This is a genomic window from Arsenicicoccus cauae, assembly GCF_043162025.1.
Classification (GTDB): Bacteria; Actinomycetota; Actinomycetes; order Actinomycetales; family Dermatophilaceae; genus Arsenicicoccus; species Arsenicicoccus cauae.
This window is the reverse complement of the sequence record NZ_CP171001.1, coordinates 371,554-385,617: the sequence shown is the minus strand read 5'-3', so window position 1 is coordinate 385,617 and position 14,064 is coordinate 371,554. Positions and strand designations below refer to the sequence as shown.

Genomic DNA, 14,064 nt, shown 5'->3' with positions numbered 1-14,064 from the left:
GACGCGGGGTGCTGGGTGGTGTGGCGCGTGACGCGGGGTTCGGGTCAGGCGCGGGTGACGGCGGGCTCGGGGTGCGCCCGGTCGAACCGGTCCGCGAGGTGGGGGGACTCGCGGTGGAGCATCCGCACGATCGTGAGGTGCATCCAGATCAGGCAGACGGCGGTGAGCAGGAAGAGCACGAAGAAGGTGCTGGACGGGAAGCCCGACCAGGCCTTGCTGTAGGAGAACAGCGGCGGCAGGAAGAAGCCGCCGAGGCCGCCGAGCATGCCGACGAGGCCGCCCACGGAGCCGACGTTGTCGGGGAAGTACTCCGGGATGTGCTTGTAGACGGCGGCCTTGCCGACGCCCATGGCGCAGCCGAGGAGGAACACGACGATCGTGAACGGCACGATCGAGATGGCATAGGCCAGGTGCTCGGTCTGCTGCCCGTCCGGGTGGGACACGACGAGGTGGCCGTTGGGCATCATCAGCAGGCCGGTGGTCGCGAGCATGACCCAGAAGGTGCCGTACATCGCCTTGCGGGCGCCGAACCGGTCGGAGAACCAGCCGCCGACGGGCCGCAGCAGGGACGCGGGAAAGATGAACAGGGCGGTGAGCAGGCCCGCGGTGCCGAGGGAGACGCCGAAGGTGTCCATGTAGTAGTTGGGCAGCGTGCTCGAGAGGGCGACGTAGGCGCCGAACACCGAGACGTAGTAGAGGCTGAAGCGCCATACGCGCACCTGGCGCAGGGGGGCCAGCATCTCGCCGAGGGGCTTGCTGGCGCCGGGCATGCGGTCGCGGGAGGGCGTTCCGAACCACGTGACGGCGGCGAGGACCACGAGGAGCACGGCGTAGATGACCGGCACGAGGCGCCAGCCGCCCTGGACGACACCGAGGTAGGTCGCGCCGGCGGTGGTGGCGACCAGCGGGGGGCCGATGAACTTGGTGACGGAGGCGCCGACGTTGCCGGCGCCGAAGACGCCGAGCGCGAAGCCCTGGCGCCCGCGGGTGAACCACGCGGAGTTCCAGGCGATGCCGACGGAGAAGGAGTTGCCCGCGAAGCCGACGAGGAAGGCGAGCAGCAGGAGCAGGCCGTAGCTGTGCGCCTGCGAGACGAGGTAGGCCGGGACCGCGCTGGCCAGCAGCAGGACGGTCATGACCTTGCGACCGCCGATGCGGTCGGTGATCATCCCGGCGGGCAGGCGCCACAGCGAGCCGTTGAGGATCGCGGCGGCGAGGATCCAGGAGTACTGCTCCTCCGACAGGTGCAGCTCCGCCCGGATGGGCTTCTGCAGGATGCCGAACATCATCCACACCGCGAACATCACGGTGAAGGCGGTGGTCGACCAGGTCAGGACCCGGCCCGCACCCCGGGGTGAGACGGCCTCGGATGCCGTCGCCGCGGACGTGTCGGTGGCGGATGTGCTCACGACATGCTCCTTGAATTGAAAGGATCAGTTTGTATGGCGGGGAGGCTGCGTGCCGCGGCCGCCGCGAGTCGTCCGGCTCAGGCTCCGGCGAGGCATTGCGCGGACGACCTCACCAGCAAGTTTGGCACAGGGGTTGGATATACAGGAGGGCACCCCCCCTCTGTCGGGGACGGGCTGCTCGGGCTATGCTGCAGTCGTCCTCCTCCTCCCGGCGTCGTCCGGGCCGATTTTGGAGGATGCACGGTCCATGGGCAGCCGACCGCAGGAGGGGCGATGACGAGCGTGGCGCAGGAGCTCCGGTGGGGCCCGGAGGCCGACGGCCGCCCCAGCCTGTTGGCCCCGTCCATGCGGCGGCGGGTCATCGACGTGCTCGCGGCCGCGCCCCTGACCGTCCACGGTCGCCCCGGCCTTGCGGCGCAGGACGTCGCGACCCGCCTGGACATCCACGTGACGACGGCGCGCTTCCACCTGGACGTGCTGCTCGCCTCGCACGTGGTGGAGGCGCGGTCCGAGCGGCTCGGGGTCGTGGGGCGGCCGCGCAAGATCTATCACCTGGTCCCCGCGGGGGTGCGGCTGCACCCGACGCACCGCGAGCTGTCCGCGCTGGTCACCTCCTGCTGGGGGCTGCCGGAGCCGACCGGGTCCGCCAGCATGTTCCCCGCCGCGCGCGCGTGGGCCCGCGAGCACGCGGATCTCGAGCCCCTCGCGTGGGCGCCCGCCGCGACGCCGGGGGAGTGGCTGGTCACGGTGGAGCGCCTCGTGCAGACCATGGCGGAGTGGGGCTTTAGGCACGGCATCTCGCTGGTCGAGGGCGGTCGCACCGTGGACCTCGAGCTGCGCGCCGCGCCCTTCCTCGCGATCGCGGCGCGGCACGCGCCCGTCCTCCACGCCTTTCGCCGCGGCCTGATCACCGGGGTCCTCGACCGGCTCGGCGAGCCCGAGGTCGACGTGGTGCTGACACCGCACGAGGACATCGCGGTCACCACGGCGCACCTCACGTCGCGCACCCCCTTCCGCCACACGGTGGGGACTGGCCTCCCGGGGCCGGTCCTGCCCACCAGCACCACGACCCGACGACGCGCCAACCGCAGGAGAGACGCATGAGCACATCGACCACCCGCGGAGGTCGAGGCCCCTCCGGCATCGACACCCCCCTCGCCGAGGCCCTGGTGGGCACGCGGCGGTTCTTCACCAGGGGGGAGGTCAGCCCCGACCGGCGCACCCTTCACGAGATCGGTGGTCGACGGGCCGACGCGTTCTATCGCGACCGGTGGAGCCACGACAAGGTCGTCCGCTCCACCCACGGCGTCAACTGCACGGGATCGTGCTCGTGGAAGGTCTACGTCAAGGACGGGATCATCACCTGGGAGGCGCAGCAGACGGACTACCCGTCGACCGGCGGCGACCGCCCGGAGTACGAGCCCCGCGGCTGCCCCCGCGGCGCCGCCTTCTCCTGGTACACCTACAGCCCCACCCGGGTGCGCTACCCCTACGTCCGCGGCGTGCTGCTCGACCTGTACCGCCGGGCCAAGCAGGAGTACGGCGACCCCGTGCTCGCCTGGGCGTCGATCGTCCAGGACGAGGACAAGCGGCGCCGCTACCAGTCCGCCCGCGGCAAGGGTGGCCTCGTGCGCGCCAGCTGGGGCGAGGCGGCCGAGATGGTCGCCGCCGCCAACGTCTTCACCATCAAGCGGTGGGGTCCGGACCGCATCGCCGGCTTCTCGCCGATCCCCGCGATGTCGATGGTGTCCTATGCCTCCGGGGCCCGGTTCACCGAGCTCATCGGCGGCACCATGCTCTCCTTCTACGACTGGTATGCCGACCTGCCGGTCGCCTCTCCCCAGATGTTCGGCGACCAGACCGACGTCCCGGAGTCCGGCGACTGGTGGGACGCCGGCTACCTCATGATGTGGGGCTCCAACGTCCCGCTGACCCGCACCCCCGACGCGCACTGGATGACCGAGGCGCGTTACCGCGGCCAGAAGGTCGTGGTCGTGTCCCCGGACTACGCCGAGAACGTCAAGTTCGCCGACGAGTGGCTGGCGGCCCAGCCGGGCAGCGACGCGGCGCTCGCGATGGCGATGGGCCACGTGATCCTCAAGGAGTTCTTCGTCGACCAGCAGGTCGAGTTCTTCCAGGAGTACACCAAGACCTACACCGACCTGCCCTTCCTCGTCTGGCTCGACGTCCAGGAGGGGGCCGACGGCGAGCAGGTGGTCACGCCCGGCAAGTTCGCGGTGGCCGGTGACGTGCCCGGCGGCCCGGAGTCCGAGTCCGAGAACGCCATGTGGAAGCCCATGCTCGTCGACGAGCGCACCGACGAGGTCGTCGTGCCGCGCGGCTCGCTCGGCCACCGCTTCGGTGACGAGGGCCTGGGGCAGTGGAACCTCGACCTCGGCGACGTCACCCCCCGCCTGACCCTGCTGACCGACGGCGCCGAGACCCTCGAGGTCTCGCTGCCCCGGTTCGACGCGCTCGACGGGCAGGCGACGCTGCAGCGGCGTGGCGTCCCGGTGCGCCGCCTCGGCGACCGCTACGTCACGACCGTCTTCGACCTGATGCTCGCGCAGTACGGCGTCGCCCGCCCGGGCCTGATCGGCGAGTGGCCGACCGGCTACGAGGACGTCACCGGCGCCTACACCCCGGCGTGGCAGGAGGACATCACCGCCGTCCCCGCCGACAAGGTCGCCCGCATCGCGCGCGAGTTCGCGCAGAACGCCGTCGACACGCACGGCCGGTCGATGATCCTCATGGGCGCCGGCACCAACCACTGGTACCACTCGGACCTGATCTACCGCGCGATGCTGGTGCTCACCACGATCACCGGCTGCCAGGGCCGCAACGGCGGTGGCTGGGCGCACTACGTCGGCCAGGAGAAGGTCCGCCCGCTGACCGGCTTCCAGCACACGGCCTTCGCCCTGGACTGGCAGCGCCCGCCGCGGCACATGATCCAGACGGCCTACTGGTACCTCCACACCAGCCAGTACCGCTACGACACCTACACCGCCAACGACATCGGCGCCGGCCGCGGCGCCTTCCCCGGCAAGACGGTGGCCGACCTGGTCGCGCAGTCCGCGCGGCTCGGGTGGATGCCGAGCTACCCGACCTTCAACCGCTCCTCGATCGCGCTGCCGGACGAGGCGGCGGCGGCCGGGATGGAGGTCCCGGCCTACGTCGTCGACCAGCTCACCAAGGGTGAGCTCAGCTTTGCGGCCGAGGACCCCGAGGCCGAGGAGAACTGGCCGCGCGTGCTGATGATGTGGCGCGCCAACCTGTTCGGCAGCTCCGCCAAGGGTGACGAGTACTTCCTCAAGCACCTGCTCGGCACCGACCACGGCGTCAACGCCGAGGAGGCGCCGGTGGACAAGCGCCCGGCGGACGTCGCCTGGCCGGAGCGTGCCCCCGAGGGCAAGCTCGACATGCTGATGACCATCGACTTCCGCATGACGAGCTCGACCCTGCTGTCCGACGTCGTCCTGCCCGCGGCCACGTGGTACGAGAAGAACGACATCAACACCACGGACATGCACCCCTTCATCCACTCGTTCAACCCGGCGATCGCCCCGCCGTGGCAGAGCCGGTCGGACTGGGACGCCTTCGTCACCATCGCCAAGACCTTCAGCGAGCTCGCCGAGACCCACCTCGGCACCCGCAAGGACCTCGTCGCCAAGCCGTTGTGGCACGACACCCCGGAGTCGATGGCGACGGTGCACGGCCGGGTCCTGGACTGGAGGGCCGGCGAGTGCGAGCCCGTCCCGGGCAAGACCCTGCCGGTGCTGGCCGTGGTCGAGCGCGACTACACCAAGATCCACGACAAGATGACCTCGATCGGCCCGCTGCTGGACACGCTCGGCACGACCACCAAGGGCATCACCTACGACGTCAAGCGGGAGGTCGACTACCTGCGCCGCAAGAACGGCGTTGCGAGCCGCGGTGCGGGACAGGGCAACCCGCGCCTCACCACGGCCGTGGACGTCGCCGAGACGATCATGGCGCTGTCCGGCACGACCAACGGACACCTCGCCACCCAGGGCTTCAAGACCCTGGAGAAGCGCACCGGGCACCAGATGCACGACCTCGCGGCCGAGCACGAGGGCAAGCAGATCACGTATGCCGACACCGTGGCCGCCCCGGTCCCGGTCATCACCTCCCCGGAGTGGTCGGGCTCGGAGACCGGCGGCCGCCGCTACAGCCCGTTCACGATCAACATCGAGCGGCTCAAGCCGTTCCACACGCTGACCGGGCGCCAGCAGTTCTACATCGACCACGACTGGCTGCAGCGGATGGGGGAGGCCCTGCCGACCTACCGCCCGCCGCTCAACATGACCCAGCTGTTCGGCGAGCGCCCGCTCGGCGAGGTCGAGAAGGCAGCGGACGGGGTGTCCGGCATCTCTGTGTCGGTGCGCTACCTGACCCCGCACAACAAGTGGTCCATCCACTCGGAGTACCAGGACAACCTGTTCATGCTGTCCCTCGGCCGCGGCGGCCAGTCGATCTGGATGTCCGACAAGGACGCCGCCAAGATCGGCGTCAAGGACAACGAGTGGGTCGAGGCGGTCAACCGCAACGGCGTCGTGGCGTCCCGCGTGATCGTGACGCACCGCATGCCCGAGGGCACGATCTACATGCCGCACGCCCAGGACCGCCTGATCGACGTGCCGCTCACCGAGCACAACGGCAGGCGGGGCGGCATCCACAACTCCATGACCCGGATCATGCTCAAGCCCAGCCACATCATCGGCGGCTATGCCCAGCTGTCCTACTTCTTCAACTACATCGGGCCCACCGGCAACAACCGCGACGAGGTCACGATCATCCGCAAGCGCTCGCAGAAGGTGGAGTACTGATGATCCCCACGAAGTTCTCCGCTCCTTCGTCGCTCCGATACTTCGCGGGGGCCCCGGCGGTCCTCACCTCCATCTCGAAGGAAGAGGTTCTCTGATGCGCGTGATGGCACAGATGGCCATGGTCATGAACCTCGACAAGTGCATCGGGTGCCACACCTGCTCGGTCACCTGCAAGCAGGCGTGGACCAACCGCGCGGGCACGGAGTACGTCTGGTTCAACAACGTCGAGACCCGGCCGGGGCTCGGCTACCCGCGGCGCTACGAGGACCAGGACGAGTGGCAGGGCGGCTGGGTGCTCGGACGCAACGGGCGACTCAAGCTGCGCGCCGGCGGGCGGTTCACCAAGCTGCTCAACATCTTCGTCAACCCCAAGATGCCGTCGATCCAGGACTACTACGAGCCCTGGACCTACGACTACGAGACGCTGCTCGACGCGCCCGCGCAGAAGCACTTCCCGGTCGCGCGGCCGCACTCGTTGATCAGCGGCAAGCCGATGAACATCTCCTGGTCGGCCAACTGGGACGACGACCTCGGCGGCTCGATGGAGACCATGAAGCAGGACGTGATGCTCAAGGGCATCGAGGACAAGGTCACGACCGACTTCGAGCAGACCTTCATGTTCTACCTCCCGCGCATCTGCGAGCACTGCCTCAACCCCTCCTGCGCCGCGTCCTGCCCCTCCGGCGCGATCTACAAGCGCGAGGAGGACGGCATCGTCCTCGTCGACCAGGAGCAGTGCCGCGGCTGGCGCATGTGCATCTCCGGATGCCCCTACAAGAAGGTCTACTTCAACCACAAGACCGGCAAGGCCGAGAAGTGCACCTTCTGCTTCCCGCGCATCGAGGTGGGCATCCCGACCGTGTGCTCGGAGACCTGCGTCGGGCGGCTGCGCTACATCGGGCTCGTGCTGTATGACGCGGACCGCGTCCTCGAGGCGGCGTCGGTCGAGGACGACCAGGACCTCTACGAGGCGCAGCGCTCGGTCTTCCTCGACCCCCGCGACCCTGCGGTGATCGCCGAGGCGGAGCGCGCCGGCATACCGGGGGACTGGATCACGGCCGCGCAGCGGTCCCCGGTCTATCGGCTGATCAACGACTACCAGGTCGCGCTGCCGCTGCACCCGGAGTACCGCACCATGCCGATGGTGTGGTACATCCCGCCGCTGTCGCCGGTCGTCGACGCGCTCGCCGGGTCGGGTCACGACGGCGAGGACAAGGACAACCTGTTCAACGCCATCGAGACGCTGCGCATCCCGATGGAGTACCTCGCCAACCTCTTCACCGCCGGTGACGTGGCGCCGGTGGACCGGGTGCTGCGCAAGCTCGCGGCCATGCGGTCCTACATGCGCGACATCAACCTCGGTCGCGACCCCGACGGGTCCATCCCCGCGGCCGTCGGCATGGAGGAGGAGGACATGTACGACATGTTCCGCCTGCTCGCCCTGGCGAAGTACGACGAGCGCTATGTCATCCCGACCGCGCACGCCGAGGAGGCCCACGCGCTCGAGGAGCTCGCCACCGAGTGCTCGGTGAGCGAGTACCAGACGGGCAACCAGGGCGCCTTCGGCGAGGGCTCGGGGGCGCTGACCCCCATCGCCGTCGAGAACTTCCAGATGTTGCAGGCGCGCCAGACCGCCGACACGCTCGTCGGCGGCGGCTCCAAGGCCGGGCGGGTCAACCTGCTCAACTGGGACGGCAAGGGCATGCCCGAGGGGCTGTTCCCCGGCGAGGGGCGGTCGCTTCGCGCCGGGGCCACCGAGGAGGCGCTGCGCGAGGGGGAGGGCATGCCGATGGGCGCCGACCCGAGCGCCTCGCGGGACCTCGGCGCGATCCCGCCCGAGGACATCCGGTGAGGCTCGCCCTGCGGCGCCGCAAGCAGGCGGCGCTGCCGGTCGGCACCGACGAGATGCGGGCCGCGTGGCAGTGCGCGTCGCTGCTGCTCGGCTACCCCGACGAGCAGCTGCTGGCCCACCTGCCGGTGCTGCGCGACACGAGTGCGCAGCTGCCGGAGGTGGTCGGCGAGCCGCTCGGCCGGCTCGTCGCGACCATCTCGGCGGCGGCCGATGCGGGTGAGCTGGACGTGCTGCAGAAGCGCTACGTCGACACCTTCGACTACACGCGACGCTGCGCGCCCTACCTGACCTACTTCGCGCACGGCGACACCCGCAAGCGCGGGATGGCGCTCGTGCAGTTCAAGCAGACCTACCGGCGGGCCGGGGTCGAGATGGGTGACGAGGAGCTGCCCGACCACCTGGCGGTGGTGCTGGAGTTCGGCGCGACCGTCGACCTCGAGGCCGCGCTCACGCTGGTGCTCGACCACCGCGCCGGGCTCGAGGTCCTGCGCCTCGCGCTGCTCGACCGCGACGTGCCGTGGGCCGACGTGCTCGTCGCCGTGTGCGCCACCCTGCCACCCCTGGACGGCGACGAGCAGACGGCCGTCGCGCGGCTGGTCGCGCAAGGGCCTCCGTCGGAGGACGTCGGGCTGGCGCCATACGAGATCGACCCCCGCCTCAACCCCCACCCGGCCACCGACCCATCACCCGAGGAGCTCGAGGCCGAGCTCCTGCAGCACACGCAAGGAGGGCGCTCATGAACACCCTGCTCTGGGTGGTGTTCCCCTACATCTGCCTGACGATCTTCGTCGTCGGCCACTACTGGCGCTACAAGTACGACAAGTTCGGCTGGACGACGCGCTCCAGCCAGCTCTACGAGGACCGGCTGCTGCGCTGGGGCTCGCCGATGTTCCACTTCGGCATCCTCTTCGTCGTGATGGGTCACATCATGGGCCTGCTCGTGCCGAAGTCCTGGACCGAGGCCGTCGGGATCACGCAGTCGATCTACCACTTCCTCGCGGTGTCGGTCGGCCTGCTCGCGGGCTTCCTGACGCTGGCGGGCATCGCGATCCTGATCTACCGCCGCCGCACCACCGGGCCGGTGTTCTCCGCGACGACCCCGATGGACAAGGTCATGTACATCTTCCTCGTTGTCGTGATCCTGCTGGGCCTGGCCAACACCCTCGGCTGGCACGCCCCCGGCATCAACAACCTGGGCGGGCCCGCGGAGCACTACAACTACCGCGACGGCGTCTCGATCTGGTACCGCCAGTTCCTGACCTTCCACCCGGACGCGGACCTGATGGCGGCGGCGCCGCTCGGCTTCCAGCTGCACACGCTCGTCGCGTGCATCCTGTTCGCCCTGTGGCCGTTCACGCGGCTGGTGCACGTGTTCTCCGCGCCGCTCGGCTACCTGACCCGCCCCTACATCGTCTATCGCTCGCGCGACGTGCGGAGCGGTCGCGGGGTCGGCAACCGGGCCCCGGCCCGTGGGTGGGAGCGCGTCTGACCGCCTCGTCCCTGCTCCACGGATCGTGAGGGTGTGGTCCACCATGCGTGGACCACACCCTCACGGTGTCGGTGTCGGTGTCGATGTCGGTGTCGGTGTCGGTGGTGCTGGAGGCGTCAGGGGGTGAGGTCGACGCTCGTGAGCGCGCGACGCAGACCCGAGCGGGGGTATGCCGAGACCGGCGCCTGGGCGATCACCGTCACCGTCCCGGCCGGCGTCTCGGCCGAGAGCGCCTCGACGTGCAGCCCCGTCGAGGTATTGACGTAGACGAGGTAGGCCGGGCGGCCGTCCCACGTGGTCGTCGTCACGATCCCGCTGGCCCGGCCCGCGTCGCGGCTGCCACCGGTCCGGGCGATGGTGCCGGCCGACTGCTCCGCCGAGCTCTCGGCGGTGGGGGCCAGGACCAGGCCGAGCGAGGTCTGGGGGTCACCCTCGGGGTCGGCGAGCCGCTTGTAGGTCCAGCCCTTGCGGGGGGCTGCCGGACCGGAGTCGGCCTCCCTCATCGCGGCGGGTGCGACGACCGTCACCGGCCCGAGGCGCCGCGGCGACTCGCCCACGCTGGGCGGCTGCGGAGCCAGCAGCTCGCGCACCTTGGCCGACTGGTCCTGCGCCGAGCGGGCGGCGGCGCCGGTCAACGCCGGGCTCGGCGCCGGGTCGCCCGCGCACCCCGCGAGCAGCAGCCCCGCGGCCATGAGGATGACCGTGGAGGCGGCGGCGCGTTGCGGCATACGGGGCATATGTGGACCCTAAGTGATCAAACCGCTGCCGAGTGTCCTGGTGGGCGCCTAGCGTGCCTGGTATGACGTTCGCGCCCAGCACGCGACGGACGCGCCGGGGCGGCGTCCCCTCCCTCGTGGTCGCGCCGCTCGCGGTCGCCCTCCTCGTGGTCGCCTCCCTGGTCGTCGGGGACGGCGGCTCGGCCATGGCGGTCGACGGTCCCGGCAGGCCCGGTGGACGGGTCAAGCCCGTCCAGACAGACGCCGCTGCCGCGCGAGCCGGCGCGCCCCGACCGGTGGGTCCGGTGACCAGGACCGGTCAGACCGGGTGCGCCGCCACGGGGACGCTCGACTCGGTCGACGCGATCAACCGCGCCATCGACCAGCTGCACGTGTCGCCGGAGCTTCTCGGGGCCGACGTCGGGGCGAGCGCGCGCCTGCAGGACGGGCGTCGGCTCATGGTGTTCGGGGACACCCTGCGGTCGTCCGGCGCCGCCGGTCACGGCTTCGTCCGCAACTCCATGCTCGTCGTCAGCCCCGGCTGCCTGAGCGCCGTCCTGCCCGCCGGGCGCGGTGCCATCGTGCCGGACCGGCCCCGGCCGGCGGGGAGCACGGGAGCCGTCGTCGGCTACTGGCCCATGTCGGTCACGGTCACGCCGCGCCCGGGGCAGGACCTCGTGACGGTGATGGTGCAACGGGTCCGCACGACCGGTGGCGGGACCTTCGACTTCGAGAACCTCGGTCCCTCGGCCGCCCTCTTCACGGTGCGCCCGGGCGGGACGCCGCAGCTCTTGCGTCTCGTCGACCTCGGCCCCGACTCGCCCGACGTGCGGCGGCCGGTGTGGGGTGCCGCCTCCGCCCTGGCCGACGGCTGGCTCTACCTCTACGGCACCGCGGGGTCGACGGCGCCGATGACCTTCGGGCGGTCGCTGCGGGTCGCCCGCGTGCGGCCCGACAGGGTGCTGACCCAGTCCGAGTGGACCTACTGGGACGGCAAGGGGTGGTCGCGATCGGCCGCCGCCGCGGCCGAGCTGGTCCCGGCGGTGAGGGGCACCTCCCAGACCCTGTCCGTCTTTGCGCAGGACGGGCGGTGGTATGCCCTCAGCAAGCGCGACGACGTGCTGGGGCACGAGCTGACGGTGTGGACCGCGCCGACCCCCTGGGGCCCGTTCGACTCCGGTCGCCCCATCGGGCACCTGCCCTCCGACCTGGACGCGGGGGTGCTGCGCTACATGCCGCTGGCACACCCGGACCTCCTGCCCGAGCCCGGCACGTTGGTCGTGTCCTACAGCCGCAACAGCACGGACCTCGCCACGGTCATCGCGGACCCGTTCTCCTACCGGCCGCGCTTCCTGCGCGTCCGGCTGCCGGTGGGCGAGGCGCGGAGCGGGTCGTATGCCGCGAGGCCGGTCCGTCGTTGATTCGATCACCTTCGCGTCAGGGTGCGGTGGCGCCGGGCTGAGGCGGTGCCCTCCGTCCGCTAGTCCGACGTCAGGTGCAGGATCACGAGCTCGTCGGGGGACAGGGCGGGTGTCTCCACCCCGACCGCCTGCAGCGAGCGTCCGCGCAGCAGCACGCCCTCGGCGTCGGGCCACCAGGCGGGCGGCTGCGGCATACCGTGGGGCGGTCGGCTGGGCGTGACGTCGCGGACCCGGTAGCGACGAGCCGGGTCGAGCCCGCCGAGGCGCATGCGGCCGACCGGGTCGACGATCGCACGGCCGGTGCACACGACGGCGAAGAGCGCCTCGTCCCGGTCGGGGGAGACCACCCCGTGGACGTGCAGCTCGGGCAGGACGTCGTCCAGCCGCACCACGGCGCCGGTGTGCAGCAGGTTGCGGTGGCGACGATAGAACGCGACCCAGTCGCCGAGCTCTGCCAGCTCGGCCTCGGTCGCGCGGGCGAGGTCCCACTCGATGCCGAGGTGTCCCCAGACGGCGGTGCCGGCGCGGAAGTGCAGGCTGTGGCTGCGCCCCGTGGTGTGCGAGGCGCCCGATGCGATGTGGGAGCCCATGAGCTCCGGCGGGATCAGCTGCTGGGTCCAGCGGTGCATGCTCTGCCGCTCGAGGGGGTCGATGCAGTCCGAGGTCCACACGCGGTCGGTGTGCTCGAGGACGGCGAGGTCGACGCGCGCGCCGCCCGAGCTGCACGACTCGATCTCGAGCCCAGGGAATCGTTCCTTGAGCTCGGCCATCAGGCGATAGGTGGCGAGCGTCTGCTCGTGCACGCCCGCGCGGCCGGTGGGCGCGGTGCCGGCGTCGACGAGGTCGCGGTTGTGGTCCCACTTGAGGTAGCCGATGTCGTAGGCCTCGAGGACCGCCACCATCTGGTCCCGCACGTGGGCGTAGGCCTCGGGGATGCCGAGGTTGAGCACCTGCTGGTGGCGGCTCTCGACGGGAATCCGGTTGCCCGTTGCCATGATCCACTCGGGGTGGGCGCGGGCGACGTCGCTGTCGAGGTTGACCATCTCCGGCTCGAACCACAGCCCGAACTCCATGCCCAGAGCCGTGACGTGGTCGACGAGGGGACCCAGGCCGTCCGGCCACATGTCGGGGGAGACGACCCAGTCGCCGAGTCCGGCGTGGTCGTCGCGACGCGCGCCGAACCACCCGTCGTCCAGGACGAATCGCTCGACGCCGAGGGCGGCGGCGCGGTCAGCGAGGTCGACGAGGCGCGCCAGGTCGTGGTCGAAGTAGACCGCCTCCCAGACGTTGAGCGTGACCTTGCGGGGGGTCTGCGGGTGCGTCGGTCGTGACCGCAACCAGCCGTGGAAGCGCGCGGCCTGGGCGTCGAGGCCGTCGCCGTACGCCCCGAAGACCCAGGGGGAGCAGAGGGACTCGCCCGGGGAGAGCCTCCCCTCGCCGGGGAGGAGCAGCTCGGAACCACCGATCACGGTGCGGCCGTTGAAGAGTCGCTCGGCCCAGTGGCGGTGGTTGCCGGACCAGGCGGTGTGGACGCCCCACACCTCGCCCTGCCGGAAGCCGAATCCCCTTGCGCCCGTGGAGAGCACGTAGGCGGCGTCGGCGCCGGTGCGACCCTTGCGACCCTCGCGCAGGTGCTGCCCCACGGTGAACTCCTTGCGCTGGGGGGCGCGTTCGGTGCCCCAGTGGCCGGCGAGGTCCTGGATCTCGTTGGCATGGTTGGGGACCGGCAGGACGAGGGCGAGCTCGTCGAGGGCGTAGTCGGTGTCGCCGTCGTTGGTCACGGTGGCGCGGGTCCGCACGAGTCCCGTCGGGAGCAGCTCGATCTCGAGCGTCAGGCCGAGGCGCGCCTCGTCGTCGGCGGCGGTGACGTGGAGCGTGCCGGCTCCCAGAGTGCAGAGCGTGCCGTATGCCGCCGCGTCGGCCGCCGCGTCGGTGCGGGTCTCGGCCGCGGTCACCGTGAAGCGGGGTGACCAGCCGGACCCGTCGTCGCGGCAGCCGGAGATGCCGGGGCGCCCGGTCCAGCCGGCGTGGTGCTCGGGCAGGACCGCCACCCTCACCGGGACGTCGACGTCGTTGCCGCCGCGGCCGTAGGTCGTCGCCCGGACCAGCGTCGCGGCCTCGGACTCGTCCAGGTCAGGCAGCGCGGCGCCCCAGTGGGCGATCGAGGGGAGGCGGGCGTCGGACAGGTCGACGAGCACGGACACGCCGCCGCTCGTGAGATGGACCTGGCAGGTCTGGTCGGGCCCGACGGGCAGGGCGGTGGAAGGCATGCGCCCCAGCCTGTCACCTCACGGCGACGCCGCCACCCCAGTCCACCCCTCGCTCCCTCC

The 14,064-nt window shown here is 71.1% G+C and carries 9 protein-coding genes; 6 read left to right on the top strand and 3 right to left on the bottom strand.

What is annotated here, in order from left to right:
* Nucleotides 1–44 precede the first annotated feature (44 nt).
* Complete coding sequence (locus ACF3NS_RS01845; protein ID WP_311966443.1) at nucleotides 45–1,409, bottom strand: MFS transporter; 1,365 nt, start codon at nucleotides 1,407–1,409, stop codon at nucleotides 45–47.
* A 273-nt stretch (nucleotides 1,410–1,682) separates the two neighbouring features.
* On the opposite strand from ACF3NS_RS01845, the gene ACF3NS_RS01840 reads away from it, so the two are divergent.
* The 5 genes from ACF3NS_RS01840 to narI all read left to right on the top strand — a co-directional run bounded on the left by ACF3NS_RS01840 (nucleotide 1,683) and on the right by narI (nucleotide 9,597).
* A complete protein-coding gene (locus ACF3NS_RS01840; RefSeq protein WP_392467463.1) occupies nucleotides 1,683–2,513 on the top strand; it encodes a helix-turn-helix transcriptional regulator in 831 nt (276 codons plus the stop codon).
* A complete protein-coding gene (locus ACF3NS_RS01835; protein ID WP_392467462.1) occupies nucleotides 2,510–6,256 on the top strand; it encodes a nitrate reductase subunit alpha in 3,747 nt (1,248 codons plus the stop codon). Before ACF3NS_RS01840 ends, ACF3NS_RS01835 begins: the two co-directional genes overlap by 4 nt.
* Nucleotides 6,257–6,350: 94 nt before the next feature.
* On the top strand, nucleotides 6,351–8,108 hold the full coding sequence (gene narH, locus ACF3NS_RS01830; RefSeq protein ID WP_392467460.1) for a nitrate reductase subunit beta: 1,758 nt from the start codon (nucleotides 6,351–6,353) through the stop codon (nucleotides 8,106–8,108).
* A complete protein-coding gene (gene narJ / locus ACF3NS_RS01825; RefSeq protein ID WP_392467459.1) occupies nucleotides 8,105–8,848 on the top strand; it encodes a nitrate reductase molybdenum cofactor assembly chaperone in 744 nt (247 codons plus the stop codon). The genes narH and narJ overlap by 4 nt, the downstream gene beginning before the upstream one ends.
* Nucleotides 8,845–9,597, top strand: coding sequence for a respiratory nitrate reductase subunit gamma (gene narI / locus ACF3NS_RS01820; RefSeq protein ID WP_154592731.1), 753 nt, complete (start codon nucleotides 8,845–8,847; stop codon nucleotides 9,595–9,597). The genes narJ and narI overlap by 4 nt, the downstream gene beginning before the upstream one ends.
* A gap of 116 nt (nucleotides 9,598–9,713) precedes the next feature.
* Here the strand turns inward: narI and ACF3NS_RS01815 are convergent, their stop codons facing one another.
* Complete coding sequence (locus ACF3NS_RS01815) at nucleotides 9,714–10,325, bottom strand: hypothetical protein (protein WP_392467458.1); 612 nt, start codon at nucleotides 10,323–10,325, stop codon at nucleotides 9,714–9,716.
* 71 nt (nucleotides 10,326–10,396) lie between these two features.
* Between ACF3NS_RS01815 and ACF3NS_RS01810 the strand changes: the two genes are divergently transcribed.
* Nucleotides 10,397–11,734, top strand: a complete 1,338-nt coding sequence (locus ACF3NS_RS01810) for a DUF4185 domain-containing protein (protein ID WP_392467456.1) — start codon at nucleotides 10,397–10,399, stop codon at nucleotides 11,732–11,734.
* 59 nt (nucleotides 11,735–11,793) lie between these two features.
* Here ACF3NS_RS01810 and ACF3NS_RS01805 read toward each other — a convergent pair whose 3' ends face one another.
* A complete protein-coding gene (locus tag ACF3NS_RS01805) occupies nucleotides 11,794–14,004 on the bottom strand; it encodes an alpha-galactosidase (protein ID WP_392467455.1) in 2,211 nt (736 codons plus the stop codon).
* Nucleotides 14,005–14,064 lie beyond the last annotated feature (60 nt).